The sequence below is a fragment of the Sandarakinorhabdus oryzae genome (assembly GCF_009733735.1).
GTDB classification, from domain to species: Bacteria; Pseudomonadota; Alphaproteobacteria; order Sphingomonadales; family Sphingomonadaceae; genus Sandarakinorhabdus; species Sandarakinorhabdus oryzae.
In genome coordinates this window covers 1-25,580 of sequence record NZ_WNJP01000027.1, presented here as the reverse complement: position 1 = coordinate 25,580, position 25,580 = coordinate 1, and the positions used below count along the sequence as shown (strand labels likewise).

The 25,580-nt window shown below is 67.4% G+C and carries 15 protein-coding genes; 12 read left to right on the top strand and 3 right to left on the bottom strand.

Annotated elements, in window-relative coordinates; translation table 11 throughout:
* Positions 1–542 (bottom strand): LysR family transcriptional regulator (locus GJ693_RS04685; RefSeq protein WP_156255173.1); only part of this gene is annotated, 542 nt, incomplete at its 3' end.
* 109 nt (positions 543–651) lie between these two features.
* On the opposite strand from GJ693_RS04685, the gene wrbA reads away from it, so the two are divergent.
* The 12 genes from wrbA to GJ693_RS04625 all read left to right on the top strand — a co-directional run bounded on the left by wrbA (position 652) and on the right by GJ693_RS04625 (position 22,595).
* Positions 652–1,251: an NAD(P)H:quinone oxidoreductase gene (gene wrbA, locus GJ693_RS04680; protein ID WP_156255172.1), complete on the top strand. Its 600-nt coding sequence runs from the start codon at positions 652–654 to the stop codon at positions 1,249–1,251.
* A 34-nt stretch (positions 1,252–1,285) separates the two neighbouring features.
* Positions 1,286–2,137: a 3-methyl-2-oxobutanoate hydroxymethyltransferase gene (panB, locus tag GJ693_RS04675; RefSeq protein ID WP_156255171.1), complete on the top strand. Its 852-nt coding sequence runs from the start codon at positions 1,286–1,288 to the stop codon at positions 2,135–2,137.
* A 75-nt stretch (positions 2,138–2,212) separates the two neighbouring features.
* The gene (locus tag GJ693_RS04670) at positions 2,213–2,929 is read left to right on the top strand and encodes a tetratricopeptide repeat protein (protein ID WP_197041964.1); all 717 of its coding nucleotides are present in this window, start codon (positions 2,213–2,215) and stop codon (positions 2,927–2,929) included.
* Between the two features lie 10 nt (positions 2,930–2,939).
* Positions 2,940–4,334: a PQQ-like beta-propeller repeat protein gene (locus tag GJ693_RS04665; RefSeq protein ID WP_235902636.1), complete on the top strand. Its 1,395-nt coding sequence runs from the start codon at positions 2,940–2,942 to the stop codon at positions 4,332–4,334.
* A 27-nt stretch (positions 4,335–4,361) separates the two neighbouring features.
* Positions 4,362–5,786: a ribosome biogenesis GTPase Der gene (der, locus tag GJ693_RS04660; RefSeq protein WP_156255169.1), complete on the top strand. Its 1,425-nt coding sequence runs from the start codon at positions 4,362–4,364 to the stop codon at positions 5,784–5,786.
* A 35-nt stretch (positions 5,787–5,821) separates the two neighbouring features.
* Positions 5,822–6,454, top strand: coding sequence for a maleylacetoacetate isomerase (maiA, locus tag GJ693_RS04655; RefSeq protein ID WP_156255168.1), 633 nt, complete (start codon positions 5,822–5,824; stop codon positions 6,452–6,454).
* A 108-nt stretch (positions 6,455–6,562) separates the two neighbouring features.
* Positions 6,563–18,406, top strand: a complete 11,844-nt coding sequence (locus tag GJ693_RS04650) for an autotransporter-associated beta strand repeat-containing protein (protein WP_156255167.1) — start codon at positions 6,563–6,565, stop codon at positions 18,404–18,406.
* 147 nt (positions 18,407–18,553) lie between these two features.
* On the top strand, positions 18,554–19,573 hold the full coding sequence (locus GJ693_RS04645) for a threonine aldolase family protein (protein ID WP_156255166.1): 1,020 nt from the start codon (positions 18,554–18,556) through the stop codon (positions 19,571–19,573).
* Positions 19,573–20,490, top strand: a complete 918-nt coding sequence (locus GJ693_RS04640) for a DMT family transporter (RefSeq protein WP_156255165.1) — start codon at positions 19,573–19,575, stop codon at positions 20,488–20,490. Before GJ693_RS04645 ends, GJ693_RS04640 begins: the two co-directional genes overlap by 1 nt.
* A gap of 70 nt (positions 20,491–20,560) precedes the next feature.
* Positions 20,561–21,274 (top strand): Crp/Fnr family transcriptional regulator, encoded by a 714-nt coding sequence (locus tag GJ693_RS04635; protein WP_156255164.1) that lies wholly within the window; start codon positions 20,561–20,563, stop codon positions 21,272–21,274.
* Between the two features lie 15 nt (positions 21,275–21,289).
* A complete protein-coding gene (locus GJ693_RS04630; RefSeq protein WP_156255163.1) occupies positions 21,290–22,099 on the top strand; it encodes a universal stress protein in 810 nt (269 codons plus the stop codon).
* Positions 22,100–22,178: 79 nt separating this feature from the next.
* On the top strand, positions 22,179–22,595 hold the full coding sequence (locus GJ693_RS04625) for a hypothetical protein (RefSeq protein ID WP_156255162.1): 417 nt from the start codon (positions 22,179–22,181) through the stop codon (positions 22,593–22,595).
* 186 nt (positions 22,596–22,781) lie between these two features.
* On the opposite strand, the gene GJ693_RS04620 is transcribed toward GJ693_RS04625, so the two are convergent.
* Positions 22,782–25,055: a xanthine dehydrogenase family protein molybdopterin-binding subunit gene (locus GJ693_RS04620; RefSeq protein WP_156255161.1), complete on the bottom strand. Its 2,274-nt coding sequence runs from the start codon at positions 25,053–25,055 to the stop codon at positions 22,782–22,784.
* The coding region (locus GJ693_RS16775) for a Rossmann-fold NAD(P)-binding domain-containing protein (protein ID WP_197041963.1) at positions 25,052–25,580 on the bottom strand (529 nt) is incomplete at its 5' end. The genes GJ693_RS04620 and GJ693_RS16775, both read right to left, overlap by 4 nt.

Below are 25,580 nucleotides of genomic sequence, written 5' to 3'. Positions count from 1 at the left end.
GGGTGGCCGGGGGCGGCGACCGGCGCCAGCGGCACGCCGGGCAGCGCGCGCTGCACCAGCTGCTCGTTCACCCCATCGAGCGCGCCGCCGATCGCCAGCGTCGCCGAGCCATCCAGCAGCCGCGCCTGCACCGCACCCAGCGCTTCGACGTGCAGCCGCAACGCCAGCGTCGGGAAGCGCGCCTGCAGTGCGGTCAGGCCGGCGACGAGCGTTTCGATCGGGAACATCACGGTGACGGAGAGCGACAATTCCGCTTCCTGCCCCTCGCTGAGCGCCGCAACACCGGCCCTGAGCGCGCTGACATTGGCCAGGGTCTCGCGGGCATGGGCCAACACCAGCCGGCCGGCATCGGTGAGGCGCGGCCGCCGCGTGGTGCCGCGGCTGAACAGCGGCAGGCCCAATTGCGCCTCCAGTCCGTCGAGCTGATAGGCGATCACCGATGTGGCACGGCCCAGCGCGCGGCCGGCAGCGGCCAGGCTGCCGTGATCGGCGATGGCGACCAGCACCGCCAGCTGATCGAGCGTCGGAGTGCCGATCTGCATATCGAATATCCTGAAAAGCGATTTCGATATTATCCAGATTTTCAGGACAAAGGCGAGGGCCTATCTCTGCTTCCATGCCGGCTCACCCGGCGATCAGGGAGTGACTGCAATGCCCAAGATTCTGGTTCTCTATTATTCGACCTATGGCCATATCGAAGCGATGGCCAACGCGATCGCCGATGGCGCCCGCGCTGCTGGCGCGCAGGTGGACATCAAGCGCGTGCCCGAAACCGTGCCGGATGCGGTGGCACAGGCCGCCCATTTCAAGACCGATCAGGCCGCCCCCGTGGCGAGCATCGACGATCTGCCGAATTACGACGCCATCATCATCGGTGCGCCGACCCGCTTTGGCCGCCTGCCGGGCCAACTCGCCGCCTTCCTTGATGGCGCCGGCGGCCTGTGGGCGCGCGGTGCCTTGAATGGCAAGGTGGGCGCCGCCTTCACCAGCAGCGCCACCCAGCACGGCGGCAACGAGACGACGCTGTTTTCGATCATCACCAACCTGCTGCATTTCGGCATGACCATCGTCGGCCTGCCCTACAGCCACCAGGGCCAGATGCGCATCGATGAAGTGGTGGGCGGCGCGCCCTATGGCGCGACCACAGTGGCCGGCGGCGACGGCAGCCGCCAGCCCAGCGAGACCGACCTCGCCGGCGCCCGCCACCAGGGCGAGCAGGTGGCGAAGGTGGCCGCCAAGTTGTTTGGTTGATGCTTCCGGGCCGGGGGCGTAAAGACCCCGGCCCATGAGCACCACCTTCACGCTGGACACCTCGACAAGCCGCGCCCACCCGGTGCCGGAGCCGGTGCGGCGGTTGACGGTGCCGGCCATCAGCAAGCGCAAGGGCGGCGAGCCGATCGTCATGCTCACCGCCTACACGGCGCGCATGGCCCAGTTGCTCGATCCGCACTGCGATCTGCTGCTGGTTGGCGATTCGCTGGGCCAGGTCATCTATGGCCTCGACACCACGGTGAAGGTGACGCTGGAGATGATGATTGCGCACGGTGCGGCCGTGGTGCGCGGCAGCTATCGCAGCGTTGTGGTGATCGATCTGCCGTTCGGCAGCTACGAAGAAAGCCCGGAAACCGCTTTTCGCACCGCATCGCGCGTGATGCAGGAAACCGGCGCGGCCGCCGTGAAGCTGGAAGGCGGCGCAGTGATGGCGCCGACGGTGAAGTTCCTGAGTGAACGCGGCATCCCGGTGATGGCGCATGTTGGCCTCACCCCGCAGGCGGTGAATGCGCTCGGCGGTTACGGCGCGCGCGGCCGCAGCGAAGCCGAGGCCGCCAAGATCCTCGATGATGCCCGCGCCGTTGCCGAGGCGGGCTGCTTCGCTCTGGTGGTGGAAGGCGTGGTGGAGCCGCTGGCCCGCGACATCACCGCTGCGGTGGCCTGCCCGACCATCGGCATCGGCGCCTCGCCCGCCTGTGATGGCCAGGTGCTGGTGGTGGACGACATGCTGGGCATGTTCGAGCGGGTGCCGCGCTTCGTCGAACGTTTTGACGATCTGGCCGCGCGCATCAGTGATGCCGCCGCCCGCTATGCCGGCGCCGTGCGCGAGCGCCGTTTCCCCGGTGACGCCCAGCTTTATCGGTAAGTCTTTACCTTTGGGACGGCGTCGGGCATTCACGCCCCGGCAAGATTTGCGGGTGCAATGCCCGCCCTCAGGAGCATGACGACCTTGGCCAACACGCCTGCCAGTCCCGAAGATGCCTTTCTGCGCGAAGTGGATGAGGAGTTCCGCCGTTCGCAGCTGATGGGGCTGTGGCAGCGCTTCGGCATGCTGGCCATCGCCCTGCTCGTGCTGGCGCTCGGCGCACTGGCCTTCTGGCTCTATTGGCAGGATCGCCAGCAACAGGCCGCCGGTGACGCCGGCGCCGCGCTGACCCGTGCCATGGAGCAGATGGACGTGGGCGAAGGCGCCCGCGCCCGCCCGGTGCTGGAAGCGATGACCCGGGATGGCCCCGGCGCCTATTCGGGCCTGGCGCGCATGGTGCTGGCCAATGATGCGCTGGCTGGCGGTGACAAGGCCAAGGCGCGCGGCCTTTATCAAGCGGTGGCCAGCGACACCGCGCTGCCGCAGCCGCTGCGGGATGCCGCGCTGGTGAAAGCGGTGCGTGTCGGCTTTGACGAGATGCGCCCGGCCGACGTGGTGGCAAAGCTGAAGCCGCTGGCGGTTCCGGGCAATGCCTGGTTTGGCGTGGCCGGCGAACTGGTTGCTGTCGCCCATTTCAAGGCCGGCAAGCCGGAGCTGGCCAAGCCGATCCTGATCGCCATGGTGAAGGACGAGGGGCTCAGCCCGTCGTTGCGCAGCCGCGCGGCACAGCTGGCGATTGCCGCCGGCGTTGATATCGCCACGCTGGGCCTGAATGCCCAGCCGGCGCAATAAGGGGCGAGACGTGACCGACCGCAACATGCTGCGCGCTTCTCCCACCCGCACGGCCGTTCTCGTGCTGATGGCCAGCCTGGCGCTGGCGAGCTGCAATGTCTTCAAGAAGGGCGACCGCCGCCGCACCCCGACCATCGGGGAGCGCATCCCGATCCTCAGCTTTGAAACCCGCGCCGAAGCGGAGACCGAGCTGAAAGACACGGCCATCGTGTTGCCGGCGCCGGAAACCAATGCCGAATGGGCCCAGCCCGGCGGTTCCGCCACCAAGGTTGGCGGCCACCTGGTGCTGGCCGAACAGCCGGCCGAGGCCTGGCATGCCGGCATCGGCAAGGGCAGCAGCAAGACCGCGCGGCTGAACGCCGCCCCGGTGGTCGGCGCCGGCAAGGTCTTCACGGTCGATATCATCGGCCAGGTCAGCGCCTTTGATGCCAAGACCGGCGCCCTCATCTGGCGCTCGGAAGTGAAGGTGCCCAAGCGGGGCAGCCGCACGGCCTTTGGCGGCGGCGTTTCCTATGGCGATGGCCGCGTCTATGTCGCCACCGGCTATGGCATTGCGCTGGCCTTTGACGCCGAAACCGGCAAGCAATTGTGGGAACGCGCCCTGGTGCAGCCGCTGCGCGGCGCGCCCAGCGTCGCCGGCCCGCGGGTGTTCTTCCTCAGCCAGGACAACCAGCTGCACGCCCTGGATGGCGCCACCGGCGAGGTGCGCTGGACGGTAACCGGCACGGTGGAGCCGGCCTGCATCCTGGGCGCCGGCGCGCCGGCCATCTCGCTCGATACGGTGGTGGCGGGCTTCTGCTCGGGTGAATTGAATGCCCTGCGCGCCGAAAATGGCCGCACCGTCTGGCAGGACCAGCTGGCCCGCACCGGCCGCTCCACCGCCATGGCGGCGCTGGCCGATATCGACGGTTCGCCGGTGATCGACCGCGGCCGCGTCTTTGCCATCGGCCATGGCGGCCGCATGGTGGCGCTGGAACTGGCCACCGGCCAGCGCGTCTGGGAACGCAATTTCGCCGGTGTGTGGACACCGTGGGCGGCGGGCGAATTCCTCTATGTCGTCACGGTGGAAGGCGAGGTGCTGTGCATCACCCGCACCGAAGGCAAGCTGCGCTGGGTCAGCCGGCTGCCGCAGTTCCGCAAGGAAAAGAAGGCCAAGCCGGCCAAGCCGGGCCGCAAGCCGATCCCGGCCAAGCAGAAGGATCCGATCCAGTGGGCCGGGCCGGTGCTGGCCAGCGAGCGGCTGTGGATGACCAGCTCCAACCGCGAGCTGGTGGCGATGGACGCCTATGAGGGCAAGCGCACGGCAACGATCAAGCTGAAGGCCCCGGCCTATCTGCCGCCGGTGGTGGCGGGCGGCATGATGTATGTGCTCACCGATGATGGCACGCTGACAGCCTATCGTTAAGCGGCGCGCGCTGCTACAGCGCGCGCCATGTCCTCTGCCAATATCCTTGATTTCGACGCCGATGCGCCGCGCGTGGCCATCGTCGGCCGGCCCAATGTCGGCAAATCCACCCTGTTCAACCGGCTGGTCGGCCGCCGCCTGGCGCTGGTCGACGATCAGCCCGGGGTCACCCGCGATCGCCGCGAGGGCGCCGCCAGCCTGTTCGATCTGAACTTCGTCGCCGTCGACACCGCCGGTTTCGAGGACGGCAGCGATGAAAGCCTGTCGGGCCGCATGCGCGCCCAGACCGAAGCCGCCGTGGGCCGCGCCACGGTGGCGTTGCTGGTCTATGACGCCCGCGCCGGGGTGACGCCGCTTGATCGCCACTTTGCCGCCTGGCTGCGGCGGCGCGGCGTGCCGCTGGTGCTGGTCGCCAACAAGGCGGAAGGGCTGCAGGCCGAAAACGGCATCAACGAAGGCCATGAACTCGGCCTGGGCGAACCCATCGGCCTGTCGGCCGAGCATGGCCTGGGCCTGGCGGACCTTTACCAGGCGCTGACCCCGCATCTGGCCGCCAAGGCGGAGGTGGCCGATGATGACGATTCCGCGCCTGCGGATGAGGACAGCGAACTGCCCGAGCCGCCGCCCGGCCCGCTGAAGCTGGCCATCGTCGGCCGCCCCAATGCCGGCAAGTCCACGCTGATCAACAAGCTGCTGGGCGAACAGCGGCTGGTGACCGGCCCGGAAGCCGGCATCACCCGTGACAGCATCGCCATCGATTGGGACTGGGTGGACCGCGAGGGCGCCGCCCACCCGGTGCGCCTGATCGACACCGCGGGCCTGAGGAAACGCGCCAAGGTCATCGACAAGCTGGAAAAGCTCTCGGCGGCCGACACCAAACTTGCCATCGATTTTGCCGAGGTGGTGGTGCTGCTGCTCGATGCCACCCTGGGCCTCGAGGCGCAGGATCTGCGCATCGCCGACAAGGTGCTCTCCGAAGGCCGCGCCTTGATCATCGCGCTCAACAAATGGGACGCCGCGCATGATCAGAGCCGGCTGTTCCAGGGCGTCAGGAAGGCGCTGGATGATGGCCTGTCGCAGATCAAGGGTGTGCCTTTGCTCACCTGTTCGGGCGCGACCGGCAAGGGACTCGACACGCTGATCGAGGTGGCGATGACGACGCGGGCGCGCTGGTCACGGCGGGTGCCCACGTCGGCGCTCAACCGCTGGTTTGAAGCCGCCATCGATCGCAACCCGCCGCCGGCGCCGGGCGGCGTGCGCATCAAGCTGCGCTATGTCACCCAAGTGGCGACGCGGCCGCCCACCTTCGTGGTGTTCGGCAACCGCACCGAAGGCCTGCCGGCCAGCTACACACGCTATCTCACCAACAGCCTGTCGAGCGACCTCGATTTCGGCGGCCTGCCGATCCGGCTGAGTTTCCGCGGCGGGCGCAACCCGTTCCACAAGAAATAGGGGCGGCTGCCCCGCGAAAGATTGAGGGCAGGGCAATGAAACTCCACGGCTATTGGCGCTCGACGGCGGCGTGGCGGGTGCGGCTGGCGCTGGGGCTGAAGGGCCTGGCCTGGGAGAATGTGGCGGTCAACCTGGTGGCCGGCGAACAGCGCAGCGCGGCGCACCTGGCGCTCAACGCCCAAGGCCTGGTGCCGGTGCTGGAGCATGACGGCGCCGTGCTGACACAAAGCCTGGCCATCATCGAATATCTGGAGGAGCGCTTTCCTGCGCCGCCGCTGCTGCCCGCCGATGCCATCGGGCGGGCACGGGTGCGCAGCGCGGCGCTGACCATCGCGGCCGAGGTCCACCCGCTCGGCAACCTGCGCGTGCAGCGCTGGCTGCGCACCGAAATGGGCCAGGACGACGCGGCGGTGACGCGCTGGCTGCACCAGTGGATGCGCGACGGCCTGGGCAGTCTTGAAGCCTTTGCCGTCCAATATGGCGGCAAATTTCTTTATGGCGACACGCCGGGCCTGGCCGATCTGTGCCTTGTACCGCAATTGTACAACGCCCGCCGCTTTGCGCTGCCGCTGGACGATTTTCCCCACCTGACAGCGGTCGAGACGCGGCTCGCCGCGCAGCCATGGGCACAGGCGGCCCACCCCGACGCCCAACCCGATTCACCTTGAGTTATCACCAGATTCCAGACGAACGGTGCAACCGGATGGATTGCAAACGCGTAGGATTGGGGTAAAAGTCTGGCAGTTTGGAAATCTACGTCATCTTCCGGGGGTACTATGTCTGCTCGTCGTCAAAACGGTCTGGGCTCAACTGTCTCGGGTGCGACGCGTTCCCACATTCGCGACGCCAGTGCGTCCCGCCGCATCGGCCTGTCGGTCGCAGCGCTGATGCTCGCCGGTTCGGCGCTGGTGCCGGCCCACGCGCAGGTTGCCGATCTGGGCGGCCTCACGGTTTCGCGCAATGATTTCCAGAGCTTCAGCTCGCCCGGCGTCGGCATCACGCCGACCGAGATCACCAACGGCAATTTCCGGCTGACGACCACGGGCAACCTCAGTTTCAGCGGCGATTTCACCGACAGCCTGGGCGTGTTCGCCTTCAATAAGCGCGGCACCGGCTCAGTGACGCTGTTTGGCGTCAACACCCACAGCGGCTTGACCAGTGTCACGGCGGGCAGCCTGATTGCCGGCTCGACGACGGCGCTGTCGCCCTTCTCGCAATTGAGTGTCTCCGGCAGCGCGACCACGGTCTCGATTGTCGACCTCAATGGCTTCAGCAACACGGTTCGCAACCTCACCGGCAACGCCACCGGGGTTGTCACCTCGACGGGCGGCCCGGCGACGCTGACAGTCAATTCCACAGTCAACTCGGTCTTCAACGGGGCGCTGCAGGGCGATCTGGCGCTGGTCAAGATCGGGTCCGGAACGCTTGATCTGGCCAATGCCAACCCGGCGCTGGCGTCGAGCAATTTCACCGGCGGCGTCACGCTGGCCGCTGGCGCACTGCGCGTCGGTTCAGACCAGGCGCTGGGCACCGGTGTGCTCACCGTGACCGGCGCCGCGCGGCTCGGCACGTCGAACCTGACGCCGCGCACACTGGCCAATGATATCGTCCTGCAGGCCAATCTGACCGCTGACCTGGCGGCGGGCCGGTCGCTGACGCTCGATGGCGTGATCAGTGGCAATGGCAGCCTGACCAAGATTGGTGTTGGTCAGGGCCTGCGCCTGAATGGCGTGAACACGTACAGCGGTGGCACGACCCTGTCGGGCGGCGTCGTCTTCCTGGGCAACAACAGCGCGCTGGGCACCGGCAACGTCGTGCAGACGCAGACCAGCTATATCGGCCAGGGCAACCCCGGCGACAGCCTGACGATCGCCAACAATTTCAGCAGTGCAACCAGCGCGCTGCAGATTTTCCTGCCGGATCCCGGCGGCGTGTTCACCTTCAGCGGCAACATCTCCGGTGCGGCCAATATCAACCTCATCACCCCATTGGCGCCCCAGTTCGGCGCGGGTGGTGGCACGGTGGTGTTCAGCGGCAACAACAGCCTGACCGGCGTGTTGCGCCTGCAGGGCCCTGGCGCCGTGGGCATCGGCAGTGCCGGTGCGGTCAATTCCATGACGGCCATCCGGGCGGAAACCGCTGGCACCAGTGTTCGCGTGCTGGCCGACAACCAGACGATCACGACCCGGCTGATCAGCTATTCGGGCGCGGGCCCGATTTCGACCACGGTCGATATCGGCAGCAACAATGTGAACTGGGCTGGCGCGCTGCGGGATGGCAACACTCCCGGCGGCGACACGCTGGCCATCGTCAAGACCGGCACCGGCATCTTCACGGCGTCGAATGGTGACACCAATCCGTTCAACAACAACATCCTTTCGGGTGGATTCTTCGTCACCGAGGGCACGTTCAACCTCACCGGTGGCCAGTCGGGCGCGATCGCCGTGTCGAGCGGCGCGGCCCTCACGGGCACCGGTTTCCACACCACCGGCACCGTCACCATCGCCGATGGCGCCACCCTGTCGCCGGGCGATGCCCTGGACGGGCCAAATGCGATCGGCACGCTGTCCGTCGGCAACCTGACGCTGGGCGGCACGTCGACCACCATCCTTGATCTGGGTGCGCCCAGCATCAACACCACAACGCCGATCAACGATCTGGTGATCGTCAGTGGCAATCTCGATCTTGGCGGCACCTTCAATTTCAACATCCTGCCGGGCTTTGGCGTCGGTACCTATCGCCTGATGACCTACGGCGGCGCGCTGTCGGGCACGGCATCGCTTGGCGTGCTGCCGGTGGGCTACAACTACACGCTCAACACCGGTGGCGGCTTCGTCGATCTCGAAGTCGCGCTGATCAATCTCTATTGGGATGGTGCCGGTCCGTTCGGCAACGGCACTGTTGAAGGCGGTTCCGGGACCTGGAACGCCGGCAACAGCAACTGGACTGATTCCACTGGCACCGTCAGCAACGCCTGGATCAACGGCGGCCTTGCCTTCTTTGCCGGCACTGGCGGCACTGTCACGGTTGACGGCAATTTCACCCATGCGGCGCTGAACTTCCTGGTTGATGGCTATGTCCTGAACGGCGCGGCTGGCGCCAGCCTTGGCGCCGACGCCGGCACGATCAGCGTTGCCGATGCTGTGAATGCCGTGATCAATGTCGATCTGGTCGGCACCAACGGCCTGACCAAGTCCGGCAACGGCACGTTGGTGCTGGGTGGCAACAACAGCTTCACCGGCGGCCTGACCATCGATACCGGCACGCTGGCCATCACCCAGGCCGCGGCGCTTGGCGCCGATGCCGTCACCATCAACGGCACCTCGGTGCTGCGCTTCGATGCGGCGATGACGGTTGCCAACAATATCAACAGCATCAGCGACCAGTACGAGCTGAACACCAACGGCAATGATGTCACGCTCACCGGCTCGCTGCTCGGTGGCGGCGCCTACAAGCGTGGCGACGGCACGTTGACGCTGGCCAACAACGTCAACACGCAGCCCGGCGAACTCTGGGTCGAAGGCGGCACGCTGAACATCACCGGGGCGGTGCAGGGCATCGTGCAGGCGTTCACCGGCACCAGCGTCACGGGCACGGGCGCCGTGGAAGGTGATCTCTTCATCAACGACGGCGCAACGCTGAGCCCGGGCGTTGGCGGTGCTGGCACGCTGACGGTCACCAACCTCCAATTCTCGAGCGCGGCCAACGCCGTGTTTGATCTGGGCGACATCACGGTTGCTGGCGGCAGCAACGACCTTGTGGAAGTTGACGGCGGTCTCATCATCAATGGCACGCTCAACGTCAATCCGCTGGCGGGCTGGAACATCGGCACCGGCGCCTATCGCCTGTTCAACTATGCAGGCTCGCTCACCGACGATGGCCTCAACCTGGGTGGCATCCTCACCACCCCGCCGGCCGACGTCAGCTATGCCATCGACACCGCGACGCCTGGCCAGGTCAACCTGCTGGTCAGCTATGCCGCCGGTGCGGCGTTCAACTGGGATGGCAATGGCGCGCCGGTCGATGGCGTGATCACGGGCGGCGCCGGCACCTGGGGTGCGGGCACCACCAACTGGACCAACAGCGACGGCTTCTTCAACCTCGCCTATGTCGACGACGTCACCACCGTCGCCAATTTCGGCGGCGTGGCGGGCGGCGGCGCGGTCACCGTCAACGGCACCCGCACCTTCGGCACAATCAACTTCAACGCCGATGGCTATGTGCTCGGCGGTGGTGGCGATCTTGTCATCGACAATGGCACGATCAACGTGGCGAGCGGTTCGGCGACGATCAATGTCGCGATCAGCGGCGTCAACGGCCTGACCAAGGGCGGCAGCGGCAATCTCGTGCTCGGCGTGGCCAACAGCTATGCTGACGGCACCAGCCTCGATGCCGGCACCATCACGGTCGCCAACAATGCCGCGCTGGGCACCGGTGCGCTGGCCATGGCCGATGGCACCACGCTGGCGGCGGGCGCAGATGGGCTGACCGTCGGCAACGATATCGAGCTGAACGGCGCCAACACCATCGATACCGGCGCCAATAATCTTACCCTGTCCGGCACAATCGTGGACCAGTTCCCGACGCTGTTTGCCGGCGCCTGGCAGGTTGGCGACGGCCCGTCGTGGTCGGGCTCGCCGCCCAATGGCCCGCTGGCCTATACCGGCCAGGAGGCTGCGGCGCTGCTGTTTGGCGGCGCGCCGGGTGACTATGTCATTTCGACCGCCGGCGCCAATGTGGGCCTGATCAACAATCAAGCCTGGTATTCGATCATCGGCTTCGGCTCCGCTGCCCTGGCCCAGGATTATTTCAGCAAGTATCTCGGCCTCTATTATGGCCCGACCGACGGCTATGGCTCCGATGCGGGTCAGCCGGCTTCCGCCTATGTGAACGACAACGCCAACGGTCCGGGCTTCACCAACTATGCCTTCCTCGCCGGTGTGCCCGGCCAGCTGATCAAGATCGGCAGTGGTTCGCTGATTCTGCAGGGCAGCAACAGCTATTCGGGCGGCACGCTGCTCAATGCCGGCAGCATCCAGCTTGAAAACAACAATGCGCTGGGCAGCGGCGCGCTGACCATGGCCGACGGCACCACGCTGATCGCCGGTCTCGACGGCCTCGCCGTTGGCAACAATGTCGTGACGCTGGGCAATGGCACCATCGATACCGGCGCCAACGCCTTCACGCTGTCGGGCGTGATTTCGGGCGCGGGTTCGATCACCAAGATCGGCAGTGGCAACCTGAGCCTTTCGGGCGCCAACCTCTATGCCGACGGCACCGCGCTCAACGCCGGCATCATCACCGTTCTCAACAGCAGCGCGCTGGGCACCGGCACGCTGACGATGGCTGGCGGCACCACGCTGGCCGCCGGTGCGGACGGGCTGAATGTCGGCAACGCCGTCGTCACCAACGGTGTCGGCACCATCGACACCGGGTCCAATTTCTTCACCCTGTCGGGCGTGGTCTCGGGCGCCGGCAGCCTGACCAAGATCGGTGGCGGCACGTTGGCGCTGAATGGCGCCAACAGCTATGCTGGCGGCACCAATCTTGATGCCGGCACGCTGCAAGTGGGCAGCAACACGGCGCTGGGCACCGGCGCGCTGGCGATGGCGGGCAGCACCACCCTGCAATCGGGCGCGGGTGATTTCACCCTGGCCAATGCCATCAGCCTGAACGGCACGGCCTCGATCGACACCGTCGCGCAGACGTTGACGCTTGACGGCACGGTCTCGGGCGGCGGCCTGATCAACAAGGTCGGCACCGGCACGCTCGTGCTCAACGGCAACAACAGCTATTCCGGCGGCACGCTGATCATCGAAGGCCAGGTTCAGGTCGGCAGCAACAGCGCGCTGGGCAGCGCCAACGCCCTGTTCTTTGGCGGCACCGGCCTGATTGCCGGCGCGGACAATCTGACGATCGGCAACAACCTGCTGTTCAACGGCGCGACCACCATCGACACCGGCAGCTTCCAGCTGACCGCAGCGGGCGAATTGATCGGCCCCGGCGGCTTCGACAAGCTTGGCAGCGGCACGCTGGTGATCAGCACCGGCGGCGATCTGTCCGGTGCGTCCACCGTGTCGGCCGGCACGCTGGCGGTGACCGGCACCCTCAGCAACGCGGCCTTCACGCTCGGCGTCGCGGATGGCGCGACGCTGGATGGCACTGGTACCATTGCCGGCTCGGTCAGCCTGGCCGATGGCGCCACCCTGTCGATCAACAGCCAGAGCCCGGGCGTCTTCACGCTCGGCAACCTCTCGCTGTCGGGCGGCAGCCTGCTCGACTTCCAGCTGGGTGCGGCCAACACGATCGGCGGCCCGCTCAATGATCGCCTGGTCGTGACCGGTGATCTGGTGCTGGACGGTTTGCTCAACGTCAGCGAAACGGTTGGCGGCGCCTTCACGCTCGGCATCTACAACCTGATCAGCTACGGCGGCACCCTCACCGACAATGGCCTGGCCATCAACGGCGTGCTGCCCAATGGCCTGACCGGCAATGTGCAGATCAATGGCACCGCGCAGCAGGTCAACCTGATCGTCGCCGGCCCGGGCAGCATCGTGCTGAACTGGGATGGCACGGATCTCACCGGCGCCACGGCCGGTGCCCAGGGCGGCAACGGCGTGTTCAACGCCACCAACACCAACTGGACCGGCGAAGCTCCCGGCGAGATCAACGCCGCCTGGCAGGACAATGCCATCGGCATCTTCGGCGCCACCGGCGGATCGGTGGACGTGGCCAGCGACCTCAACTTCGGCGGCCTTGCCTTCCAGGCTGATGGTTATGTCTTGAATGATGCCGGCGGCAGCCTCAACACCAACGGCACGATCGGCAGCTTCATCGGCGTCGATGGCGGCCTGACCGCAACCATCAATGCCACCATCGGCGGCAGCGGTGACCTGTTCAAGCAAGGCGCTGGCGTGCTCGTGCTGGGCGGCACCAACACGCTGACCGGCGACATCAACCTGCAGAACGGCACGCTGGCGGTGACCAGCGATGGCGCACTCGGCCTGGGTGCGCTGGTCTTTACCGGCGGCACCACGCTGCGCGCTGATACCGGCGTGACGCTGGCCAACGCCATGACCCTGAATGGGCTCAGCAACATCGACAGCAACGGCAACACGCTGACGCTCGATGGCCTGTTGTCGGGTCCGGGCACGCTGGTGAAGGGCGGCCTCGGCACGCTGGTGCTGAACGGCGCCAACAGCTACGCCGGCGGCACGCAGCTCAATGTCGGCACCGTGCAGGTGGGCGACAACGCGGCGCTGGGCACCGGTACGCTGACCATGGCTGACGGCACCACGCTGCTGGCGGGTGTTGATGGCCTCAATGTCGGCAATGCCGTCGTCACCAATGGTGTTGGCACAATCGACACGGCGGCCAATGTCTTCACCCTGTCGGGCGTGATTTCCGGTCCGGGCTCGCTGGCCAAGATCGGCAGTGGCAATCTGGTGCTGACCAACGCCAACAGCTACGCCGGCGGCACCGCGCTCGATGCCGGCACCATCACCGTTGGCAGCAACACGGCGCTGGGCACTGGCACGTTGGCCATGGCCGATGGCACCACCCTGGCGGCGGGCGCCAATGGTCTCAATGTTGGCAACGCCATCACCACCGCTGGCGTGGGCACCGTCGATACGGCGGCCAACAACCTCACCCTTTCGGGCGTGATTTCGGGCCCCGGCTCGATCGACAAGATCGGCAGCGGCAACCTCACGCTCACCAACAGCAACAGCTACGCCGGCGGCACCGCGCTTGATGCCGGCACCATCACGGTGACCAACAGCAACGCGCTGGGCACCGGCGCGCTCACCATGGCCGATGGCACCACGCTGGCGGCCGGCGCCAATGGTCTGAATGTCGGCAACGATGTCAACATGACCGGCGCCAACACCATCGACACCGGCGCCAACAATTTCACCCTGTCCGCCACGCTGGCTGATGCGGTGATCGCCGGCGGCTTCTTCGTCGGTTCTTGGCAGGTCGATCAGGGCCCGACGTGGAACGGTTCGCCGCCCGATGGCCCGCTGGCCTATACCGGCCAGGAAGCCGCGGCGCTGCTGTTTGGTGGCGCACCGGGTGATTATGTCATCTCGACGGCCGGGTCGGATCCGAACCTGATCAACTTCCAGGCCTGGTATTCGGTGATCGGCTTTGATGCGGCGCTGTTTGCACAGGATTACAGCCAGAAATATCTCGGCCAATATTATGGCCCGACCAGTGGCTTCACGTCCGGCAACCCGAACGAGGCCGCCTCGGCCTATGTAAGCGACAACGCCATCGGCCCGGCCTACACCAACTATGCCTTCGCCGCCGCTGGCGGCGCGCCCGGCCAGCTGGTCAAGATCGGCACCGGCACGCTGATCCTGCAGGGCAACAACACGTACAGCGGCGGTACGCTGCTCAACGTCGGCAGCATCCAGGTCGAAAACAACAATGCGCTGGGCACCGGCGCGCTGACCATGGCCGATGGCACGACGCTGATCGCCGGCATCGACGGCCTTACCGTGGCCAACGACGTGACCACCCTGGGCGTCGGCACGGTGAACACCGGCGCCAACATCTTCACCCTCTCGGGCGTGATTTCGGGCGCGGGTTCCATTGCCAAGACCGGCAGTGGCAACCTGATCCTGACCAATGCCAACACCTACACCGGCGGCACCGCGCTCAACGCTGGCACCATCACGGTGACCGACAATGCGGCGCTGGGCACCGGCACGTTGACGATGGCCGGCGGCACCACGCTGGCAGCCGGCGCCGACGGGCTGAATGTCGGCAACGCGGTCGTCACCAACGGTGTTGGCACCATCGACACGGCGGCCAATGTCTTCACCCTGTCGGGCGTGATTTCGGGGGCTGGTTCGCTGGCCAAGATCGGCAGCGGCAACCTGATCCTCACCAACGCCAACAGCTATGCGGGGGGCACGGCCCTCAATGCTGGCACCATCACGGTGACCGACAATGCGGCGCTGGGCACCGGCACGTTGACGATGGCCGGCGGCACCACGCTGGCGGCCGGCGCCGACGGTCTGAACGTCGGCAACGCGGTCGTCACCAACGGTGTTGGCACCATCGACACGGCGGCCAATGTCTTCACCCTGTCGGGCGTGATTTCGGGGGCTGGCTCGCTGGCCAAGATCGGCAGCGGCAACCTGATCCTCACCGGTGCCAACAGCTATGCGGGTGGCACCGCGCTTGATGCCGGCACCATCACCGTTGGCAGCAACACGGCGCTGGGCACCGGCACGCTGACGATGGCTGATGCCACGACACTGGCGGCGGGTGCAGATGGGCTGACCGTTGGCAACGCGGTCGTCACCAACGGTGTCGGGACCATCGACACCGCGGCCAATGTCTTCACCCTGTCGGGCGTGATTTCGGGGGCTGGTTCGCTGGCCAAGATCGGCAGCGGCAACCTGATCCTCACCGGTGCCAACAGCTATGCGGGTGGCACCGCGCTTGATGCCGGCACCATCACCGTTGGCAGCAGCACGGCGCTGGGCACCGGCACGCTGACCATGGCCGATGCGACCACCCTGGCCGCGGGCGCCAACAACCTGGTGCTGGCCAACGCCGTCACCATGCTGGGCAGCGGCAATGTCGACACGGTCGCCTTCACCCTCACGCTCAATGGCGTGATCGATGGCGCCGGCCCGCTCAACAAGGCGGGCAGCGGCACTCTGGTGCTGGGCGGGGCCAACAGCTACGCCAACGGCACCAACCTCGATGAAGGCACGATCACCGTCACCAACGACAGCGCGCTGGGCACCGGCGGGCTGGTGATGGCCGACGGCACGACGCTGCTGGCCGGAGCTGCCGGCCTGGCACTGGCCAATCCGATCACCATCAACGGCACCAGCACCATCGGCAGCCAGGCCTTCATCTTCACGCTTGATGGCGTGATCGATGGCAGCGGCACGCTGGCCAAGACAGGCACCGGCACGCTCGTGCTCAACGGCGTCAACAGCTATGCTGGTGGCACCACGCTGTCGGCCGGCACCATCCGCGTCGGCAACAACAGCGCGCTCAGCACCGGGGCACTGGCCATGGCGGCTGGCACCACCTTGCAGGCCGGTGCGGCCGGCCTCAGCCTCACCAACGCCATCGGCCTGAACGGCCTTGGCACGGTCGATGTCGCCGGCCAGACGCTCACCCTGGGTGGCGTCATCTCCGGCACCGGTCCGCTCTCGGTCATCGACAGCGCCGCGGTTCCGGCCGCTGCGCTGGTGCTCACGGGCATCAACACCTACACCGGCGGCACGGTCATCACCGGCACCACAGTTGAGGTCAGCCAGGATGCCAACCTCGGCAACGCCGCGGGCGGCATCACCATGGCGGCCGGCACGCTGCGCACCACGGCCAGCTTCACGACGGCGCGCAATGTGGTGCTCGGCACCGGTGGCGGCAGCATCGATACGGGTGCCAACACGCTCACCAGCACGGGCATCATCAGCGGCACCAGCCTCACCAAGCTGGGCGGCGGCACACTCGTGCTCAATGGCGCCAACAGCTATGCCGGCGGCACCACGCTGACGGCAGGCACCATCCAGGTCGGCACCAACACGGCGCTCGGCACCGGGGCGCTGGCCATGGCCGGTGGCACCACGCTGGTCGCGGGCGCCAACAATCTGGCGCTGGCCAATGCCATCAGCACCGCCGGCATCGGCACCATCGATATCGGCGCCAACAATTTCACGTTGAATGGCGCGATCTCGGGCGCTGGCTCGATCACCAAGCTGGGCGGCGGCAACCTGGTGCTGAATGGTGCCAGCAGCTATTCCGGCGGCACCACGCAGACGGCCGGCACCATCACCGTGGGCAGCAGCACGGCGCTCGGCACCGGCGCGCTGACCATGGCCGATGGCACAACGCTCAGCGCCGGTACCTCGGGCCTCAGCCTCGCCAACGCCATCAGCCTGCAGGGCGCCTCCACCTTCAACAGCGGTGCGGCGCCGTCGGTCTTCTCCCTTGCCGGTGTGATCAGCGGCCCGGGCAGCGTCACCAAGATCGGCACCGGCGTGCTCACCCTGTCGGGGGCCAGCACCTATGCGGGCGCGACCCTGGTTTCGGCCGGCACGCTGAACATGCTGGGCAGTGTCGCTTCGGCTGTCACCGTCAATTCCGGCGCCACGATCAGCGGCACCGGCACGGTCGCGTCGCTGAACGTGCAGGCCGGCGGCAATGTTGCGCCGGGCGCGGCGGGCACCAGCAATGTCGGCACACTCACCGTTTCGGGTGCGGCGACGCTCAATGGCACGCTCACCGTCAACATCGCCGGCGCCAGCAGCGACCGGGTGACGGCGGGCGGTGCGCTGACCCTGGGCGGCAACCTGGTCGTGGCGTCGGTCACCCCGCCGCTGTTCGGCCAGGAGTTCATCGTGGCCAGCGGCGCCTCGCTCACCGGCACCTTCGCTTCGACCACCGGTCTCGAACTGTTCGGTCCGGCGTTCGCGGCGACGGTCAATTACACGCCGACCACGGCCCTCATCCGCATCAACCCGAACAGCCTGGTGGCGATCGGCAACCAGTTCGGCGGCCTCACCGGCAATCCGCTGGAAGTCGCACTGGCCTTCGATCGGGCGGTGGCGCAGGGCTACAACCCGCAGGCCTTCTTCCCGATCTACACCGCGGGCACCAACCTGTCGCGCACCCTGCGCGAGATGTCGGGCGAACAGCGCGCCACCGAACGTCGGGTGGTGCTCGACACCAACCGCGTCTTCCGCGAAACCGCGCTGGATCGCCTGAACCTCGGCCTGGCCTCGGTCTCGGGCGAACAGGTCAGCAGCGACAGCGGCGACAGCTCGCTCACCATCTGGCTGCGCGGCGCCGGTTCGTGGGGCAAGGCGCGCACCAGCGGTGCGGCCACCGCCTTCAAGACCGAACAATATGGCGTGCTCACCGGCATCGATTGGTCGCGTGACAACCTGACCGTGGGTGGCATGTTCCACTACACGACCACGGATGTAACGTTCAATTATCTGGGCGGCAGCAGCCGGGTCGAAACCGTCGGCGGCACGCTCTATGCCGGCTGGCGCCAGCAGGATGCCGGCTTCGTGTTCAACGCCGGTGCCAGCGTTGCCGGCGCGCGCAGCAACGGCAACCGTGGCATCACCCTCACCGGCTTCACCCAGTCGCTGGCGGGCCGCACCACGGGCACCACCTACCAGGTGTTTGGCGAAATGGCCTATGATCTGGCCAAGAGCGCCGATACCCGCGTCGAACCGTTCGTCCGCAACAGCTATGTCGCGGCCGACATGAACGGGTTGACCGAAACGGGCGGTGTGGCGGCGCTGTCGGCACCGAAGCAGAGCTACAACATCAACGTGTTCAACGCCGGTCTGCGCTTTGCCAAGACGGTGGATGGCGGCAAGCTCGACATCAACGCCAGCGCCTCGTGGCAGCGCACGTCGGGTGCACGCGAAGCGGCGACGTTCATCGGCATCCCGGCGGTGGGCCAGTATGGCAATATCCGCGCCGTGGCGATCGATCCGGATGCGCTGCTGCTGCAGGCCGGCCTTGGCGTCAACCTGTCGAGCCGGACCCGCTTCAGCCTCGATTATTCCGGCCAGTACGGCAAGAACAACGACGACCATGGCCTGCGCGCCACCCTGAACTTCGCCTTCTGAACGAAGCCGTCAGGGCCGAAACCAGGAACGGCGGTCCCTCCGGGGGCCGCCGTTTCGCTTTGTGACGACCTGCCACACCGGGGAGGAGCCGCCAGGCCGGCGCTGTGGCATTGACCGCACACCCCTTGGCTCCCTATCGGAATCCGCATGAGCTTTGCTGCCAATTTCCTTTCGGACAACGCCGCCGCCCCATGCCCGGAGGTGCTGGTCGCGCTGTCGGCTGCCGCCCCGGCGCAGAATGCCGGCTATGACGCCGACAGCTGGTCGCGCCGGCTCGACGCGCTGTTCACCGGCCTGCTGGGGCGCGAGTGCATGGTGCTGCCGGTCAGCACCGGCACCGCCGCCAACGCGCTGGCGCTGGCCTGCCTGGTGCCGCCGTGGGGTGCGGTCGCCTGCCACGACGAAGCCCATATCCATGTCGATGAATGCGGCGCGCCGGAATTCTACACCGGCGGCGCCAAGCTGCTGCTCTGCCCCGGTGATCACGGCAAGCTGACACCGGCCAGCCTCGATGCGGGCCTGGCCAGCCATCGCGGCGATGTCCACCAGGTGCAATTGTCGGCGCTGTCGATCACCCAGGCCACCGAGTGCGGCACCGTCTACACGCCGGCCGAAATCGCCGCGCTCACCGCCCACGCCGCCGCGCGCGGCTGGCGCGTCCACATGGATGGCGCGCGCTTTGCCAATGCCGTCGCGGCGCTGAACTGCGATCCGTCCGCGCTGATGCCCGGCGTCGATGCGCTCAGCTTCGGCTGCATCAAGAATGGCGGGCTCAGTGCTGAAGCGCTGGTGCTGTTCGATCTGGCGCTGGCCGATCAGCTGCGCTGGCGCCGCAAGCGTGCCGGACAGATGCCGTCCAAGGGCCGCTTCAACGCCGCCCAGATCATCGCCATGGTGGAAGACGGCGTGTGGCTGCGCAACGCCCGCGCCGCCAATGCCGGCGCGCAGGCGCTGGCAGCGGCCGCGAAGGACCGCCTGCTCCACCCGGTCGAGGCCAACGAGGTCTTCGTGCAGCTTGCGCCCGGCGAGCCGGAGCGGCTGCGCAGCGCAGGCTTCCATTTCTATGATTGGGGCGCCGCCGGCTCCAACGAGGCGCGGCTGGTGGTGAGCTGGGACACGCCGCCCGCCCATGTCGAGGCGCTGGCCCGCGCGCTCGCCGCCGCCTGATGGCCAGCAGCGCCGCCACTGCAACGGCCGAACCGCGCTTCACACCGCTGGCCTGGACGGCGTTCATCGTCTGCACCGCGATCTGGGGCAGCACCTGGTTCGTGATCCGCACCCAGTTGGGCGAAGTGCCGCCGAGCTGGTCCGTCACCTGGCGCTTTGCGCTGGGGGCGGCCGTGATGTTCGGCCTTGCCCTCGTCAAGCGCAAGCCGCTGCGGCTGACGGCGCGCCAGCATGGCTTTGCCTTGCTGGTGGCGGTCAGCCAGTTCGTGCTCAATTTCAATCTCGTCTATCGATCCGAGCAATATCTGCCCTCAGGGCTGGTCAGCCTCACCTTCGCTTTTCTGCTGGTCACCAATTCGGCGCTGTCGGCGCTGTTCCTCGGCCAGACGGTGACGCGCCGCTTCGTCATCGGCAGCGCCATTGGCCTCGCCGGCGTCGCCCTGCTGTTCGCGCCCGATCTGGCGGGTGCGGGCGGCGCGCAGATGGGGTTGGGTCTCGCGCTGGCGTTCGGGGGCGTCATCTCCGCCAGCATCGCCAATGTGCTGCAGGCCACGCCCACCGGCCGCGCCATGCCGCTGGAAGCCAGCATCGCCTGGGCGATGGCCTGGGGCGCGCTGATCGACGGCGCCGTGGCCTGGAGCGTCTCCGGCCCGCCGACCATCTCGCTGAATCCAGGCTATCTGGCCGGCCTCGCCTATCTTGGCATTGCGGCGTCTGCGGTGGCCTTCAACCTTTACTATATCCTCATCCGCACCGTCGGGCCGGGGCGGGCGGCGTGGAACGGCGTGGTGGTGCCGGTGGTGGCGATGGGCCTTTCGACTGTGCTGGAAGATTATCAGTGGACGCTCACCGCCGTCGCCGGCATCGCGCTGGCGCTGGCCGGCCTGGCCATCGCGCTGAAGGCGAAACAGCCGTAAAACCCCTTAGGTAACCGCCCCGATAGCCTCGCCGCCCGCCCCGTCCAATATCGGCAGCGGGAGAGTGGAGATGCTGTTCGGCAAAAGCTGCAGACAATGCGTGGTGCGTGATGCCGCCTTGTGCGCGGCCTTGACCGACAGCCAGCTGGAGCCGCTGGCGCGCTGCGGCGTGCAGCGCAGCCTGGCGCGCGGCGAAACCCTGGTGCGGGCCGGCGATCCGGCGCCGATCTGCGCCAATATCCAGAGCGGCCTGTTGAAGATCAGCCAGATCAGCCCGGCCGGGCAGGAAATGATCATCGGTCTGTTGTGGCCCGGCGATTTCATCGGCACGCCGTTCATGGGCGACGCGGCGCCGCCGGCGCAGCACGATATCGTGGCGCTCACGCCGGTCAGCCTCTGCCAATTCCCGCAGGCCATCATGGAGCGCGCGCTGGCAGACCACCCGATGATGGAGCGCCAGTTGCTGCGCAGGACCTTCACCGCGCTGGGCGATGTGCGCGGCCGCATCAGCCGGCTGGCGCGCGCGACCGCGCAGGCCCGCGTCGCCGGCTTCCTGCTCGAAACCGCCCATCGCCAGGGTGACGATGATGGCGAAACGATGCTGATCATCGAACTGCCGCTGAGCCGCGGCGAGATCGCCGACCTGCTGGGCCTGACCATCGAAACGGTGAGCCGGCAAATCGGCAAGCTGAAACACGCCGGGGTGATCGGCCTGCCCGGCGGCCGCCGCATCGCGATCCACGATCCCGATGCGCTGGCCGAAGCCGCCGAAGCCGTGATCTGAAGGGAGACAGGCGCCATGAAGACGATCCTTGTGCATATCGAAGGCGACGAGGGGCAGGAATCGCGGTTGGCGGCCGCCTTCGATCTCGCCCGCGCCGGTGGCGGCCACCTCGTCTGCCTGTCGGTGATGCCCTATGCCGCCTATGCGCTGGGCGATCCGGCAATGGGGGCGTTTCCGGTCACCACCCTGATCGACGCGGTCGAGGCCCGCCGCCACGACGAGCGCCGGGCAGTGGAGGCGCGGCTGGCGACGGAGGGCGTCAGCTGGGAATGGCACGCCGCCGATGGCGATGCCAGCGACCGCTTGGTTGAATATGCCCGCCTGGCCGACGTGGTGGTGATGAGCGCCGGGCCGTTCGCGCGGCTGGCCGGCATGCAACTGGGCATCACCGGCGATGTCGCGGTGCGGGCGCCGGCGCCGGTGCTGGCGGTGCCGCAGGCGGCCCGCGGTCTCAATGTCTGCGGCCCGGCGCTGATCGGCTGGGATGGCAGCCAGGAAGCCGCCACTGCCCTGCGCGCCGCGCTGCCGATGCTGGCGCTGAGCGAGGCGGTGACGCTGCTGACGGTGGAGGAGAAGGATTCGCCCTTCACTGGCCGCGCTGCGGCGGCCTATCTGTCGCGCCATGGCGTCAATGCAGACGTGGTGGAACGCGGGCAGGGCAGCGCCAGTGTCGAACAGGTGATCCGCAGCGTGGCGGCGGAACGGCAGGCCGCCTGGATCGTGCAGGGCGCCTATGGCCACAGCCGCATGCGCCAGATGCTGTTCGGCGGGGTGACGCGCGGCCTGCTGCTGGACGCGCCGGTGCCGATTCTGCTGGCGCATTGATCCGGATCAAGGCGCCGCCAGTCGCGGTGATGCCACTCTCTGCCTGCCGCCCGATGCCGGGCGCAGTGCAGGGAGACAGATGATGAAGCTGGAATTCCGCGACGAGCATGGGGTGGCCACCGACGGGCCGAAAGGGGGCGCCGCCCCACCTGAACAAGCTGTAAGGCGGCTGGATTTCGACTTGCCAAACAAGCTGTTAGGCCAGCTGGTGCTGTGCGGTGCGGCCTACCTTGCCATGATGTATATTGCGTTCCGGGCCGGCACAGGGCTTGCTTTGATCTTCGTGGTGTTCGGTCTGGTGCTGGTGGCCTATTACGGGTTGCCCTTGATCATGCAGCAGGCGTCGGGCCCGAAAAAGGATGTCACGCCACGCCGCGGTGCGTGGGGTATTGAAACGGCCAGCGGATACATGTCTGGCCGCGCTGCCTTCGCCCAGGTGATGACCGTGCCGCTGCTGATGGTGGCATGGGCGATCCTGATCAATTTCATGACCTGAAATCGAACCCGTGTTCCCCCCGTTTGAGGAGTTGGTTGTCGACCGGACTGCACCCCCCGTCTCCCACCCATCCTCCGGGGGGTGACGCCGGGCCGATCAACCAACGGAAGGCCGTCGTTCCGGGCAGGGGCGGCGGCCTTCCTCAATTTAGCCCCTCTCCCCAAATGGGAGAGCGCTTGGCTTGTGTCACGCCGCCTGCTTCAGGCCCTGCGCCAGCCGCCACAGTTTCTCGGGCGTCGCCGGCATCTCGACCTGTTGGCCATCCAGCGCATCGATGATGGCGTTGATCACCGACGGCATGGCGCCGATGGTGCCGGCCTCGCCGCAGCCCTTCACGCCCAGAGGATTAGTGGGCGACGGGGTGTTCAGCGTTTCGAAGGCGACGGCTGGCGGCATCACGTCGGCGCGTGGGATGCCATAGTCCATCAGGCTGCCGGTGATCAGCTGGCCGGCGTCATCATAGACGATATTTTCCAGCACGGCCTGGCCCAGGCCCTGGGCAATGCCGCCGTGAATCTGGCCTTCGACCAGCATCGGGTTCACCAGCACGCCGAAATCATCGACCAGGCTGTACCGGGTGACGGCGATCATGCCGGTGTCGGGGTCCAGCTCCACCTCGGCGATGTGGCAGCCGTTGGGGAAGGTGGGGGCGGGCTTGTTTTCCTTGGTGGTATAGCGGCTGCGGCCATCGAGCGCGCCGGGGTGGCGGCTGGCGAGTTCGGCCCAGCTCAGCGTCGCGTTGCTGCCGCGCGCCTTGAACAGGCCATCACCATAATCGACATCGCTGCCCAGATCGGCGGCCGCCAGGGCCGTGCCGCGCGCGATCATGTCGTCGGCGCTCGCCAGCACGGCGCCGCCGCCAAACGCCATCGAGCGCGAACCGCCGGTGCCGCCGCCCACTTCCATGCGGGTCGAATCGCCCTGCACGATGGAAATCTGCTCCATCGGCACGCCCAACCGGGCGCTGAGCACCTGGGCATAGACGGTTTCATGGCCCTGGCCGTTGGATTGGGTGCCCACCGCCATTTCAATATGACCATTGGCCGCCACGCGGACATCGGCATGTTCTTCCGTGCCGCCACCGCCGGCGATCTCGACATAATAGGCCATGCCGCGGCCGAGCCGCTTGCCGCGCTTGGCGGCTTCCGCCTTGCGGCCTGCAAAGCCGGCCCAATCGGCAACCTGCTTGGCGCGTTCCAGCACCGCCGGGAAATTGCCGATGTCGAAGGTGAGGCCGAGGCCGTTCTCATGCGGCAGTTCGGACGGCAGCAAGAGGTTGCGGGCGCGCATCTCGTCCACGGGCACGCCGATCTCGCGGGCGGCGGCCTCGATCAGCCGCTCCATGATATAGGCCGATTCCGGCCGGCCGGCGCCGCGATAGGCATCAACCGGCGTTGTGTTGGTGACCACCCCGTGCACGAGGTTGTGGATGGCCGGGATGCGATAGACGCCGCCCATGATGCGGCCACCGGCCATGGTCTGGATCGCCGGGCCGAACTGGGCCTGATAGGCGCCGAGATCGGACCAGGTTTCGACCTTCAGCGCCAGAATTCGGCCGTCCTTGTCCAGCGCCAGCGCCGCTTCGCTTTCCATGGCGCGGCCGTGGGTATCGGTCTGGAAGGCGTCGCTGCGCTCGCCGGTCCACTTCACCGGGCGGCGCAGGTGGCGGGCGGCGTGCAGGCACAGCGCATATTCGGGGTAGATGAAGCTCTTCATGCCGAAGCCGCCACCAACATCGTGGGTGACGACGCGCACCTGTTCCACGGGCACGCCCAATATGGCCTTGGCCAGCTCGCGGCGCATGGAGGCGACCCCCTGGCTGCCGGTGGTCAGCGTGAAGCCTTCGCCCTCGCTATACTCGCCCAGCGCCGCGCGCACCTCCATCGAGGTGGGGGCGATGCGGTTCTGGATGATCTTCAGCCGCGTCACATGGGCGGCCCCGGCAACGGCCTCTTCCACGCCGGCTGGGTTGCCGACCTGCCAGTCGAACAGGCTGTTGGACTTGGCTTCCGGCCAGATCAGCGACGCACCGGGGGCCAGCGCCGCCTCGATGCTGGCGACGGCGGGCAGTTCCTCATAGTCCACGTAAATGGCCTCGGCGCCGGCCCGGGCCGCTTCACGGCTGTCGGCAACGACGAAGGCGACCCCGTCACCCACGAAGCGCACCCGGTCGCCAGCAAGCAGCACGCGCGGTGTCTTCACCTCGCCCGACAGCGGCACCAGGCAGGGGATGGGGCCGTAGGATTCGATATCCTTGTGAGTATAGACAGCGACCACGCCCGGCACGGCGAGCGCTGCCGACACGTCAATGTCCTTGATCTCGGCATGGGCGTGCGGGGAACGCAGGGTGACGCCATAGAGCATGCCGGGGCGCGACAGATCGTCGGTGTAGCGGCCGTGGCCGGTCAAGAGACGGGCGTCCTCGACGCGGGTGACCGATTGGCCGGTGCCGAACTTCATCGCTGCATCTCCTCAAGGCAGGCCCGCAGGCCGACGTGATAATCGGGGTGTTTCAAGCAATAGCCAAGCTGCCTTTTCATGCGGCCATTGGCCACCCTGCGGCATTCGGCATAAAAGGCGCGGCCCATCGGCGACAGATTGGCCTGATCGAGCGGGATCAGCGGCGATGGCTCCTGCCCCAGCAGGCGCGCCGCGGCCGCGGTGACGGCCTCGCCCGGCGCCGGCAGATCATCGGCGATGTTGAAGATACCGGCCGGGCCGCCCTGCATGCTGGCCAGCACGGCGCCGGCGATATCGTCGACATGGATGCGGCTGAACACATGGCCGGGCAGATCGATGCGCGCGACCGGCCCGGCGCGCAGCCGATCAAGCGCGGAGCGGCCGGGGCCATAGATGCCGGGCAGGCGGAACACGCGGGCCTGGGGGTGCAGCGCTTCCCATTGCTCGTCGGCCAGGTTGCGGCCGGCGCGGCGGCCCTGGCGCGGGGCGCCTTCGTCCACCCAGGCGCCGCCGGCATCGCCATAA

Coding starts and splice junctions, on each gene's coding strand:
- GJ693_RS04630 (WP_156255163.1), top strand. CDS start 21,290: ATGAAGACGATCCTTGTGCATATCGAAGGCGACGAGGGGCAGGAATCG.
- GJ693_RS04620 (WP_156255161.1), bottom strand. CDS start 25,055: ATGAAGTTCGGCACCGGCCAATCGGTCACCCGCGTCGAGGACGCCCGT.
- maiA (WP_156255168.1), top strand. CDS start 5,822: ATGAAACTCCACGGCTATTGGCGCTCGACGGCGGCGTGGCGGGTGCGG.
- GJ693_RS04645 (WP_156255166.1), top strand. CDS start 18,554: ATGAGCTTTGCTGCCAATTTCCTTTCGGACAACGCCGCCGCCCCATGC.
- GJ693_RS04670 (WP_197041964.1), top strand. CDS start 2,213: ATGACGACCTTGGCCAACACGCCTGCCAGTCCCGAAGATGCCTTTCTG.
- GJ693_RS04650 (WP_156255167.1), top strand. CDS start 6,563: ATGTCTGCTCGTCGTCAAAACGGTCTGGGCTCAACTGTCTCGGGTGCG.
- GJ693_RS04640 (WP_156255165.1), top strand. CDS start 19,573: ATGGCCAGCAGCGCCGCCACTGCAACGGCCGAACCGCGCTTCACACCG.
- GJ693_RS04625 (WP_156255162.1), top strand. CDS start 22,179: ATGATGAAGCTGGAATTCCGCGACGAGCATGGGGTGGCCACCGACGGG.
- wrbA (WP_156255172.1), top strand. CDS start 652: ATGCCCAAGATTCTGGTTCTCTATTATTCGACCTATGGCCATATCGAA.
- GJ693_RS04635 (WP_156255164.1), top strand. CDS start 20,561: ATGCTGTTCGGCAAAAGCTGCAGACAATGCGTGGTGCGTGATGCCGCC.
- panB (WP_156255171.1), top strand. CDS start 1,286: ATGAGCACCACCTTCACGCTGGACACCTCGACAAGCCGCGCCCACCCG.
- der (WP_156255169.1), top strand. CDS start 4,362: ATGTCCTCTGCCAATATCCTTGATTTCGACGCCGATGCGCCGCGCGTG.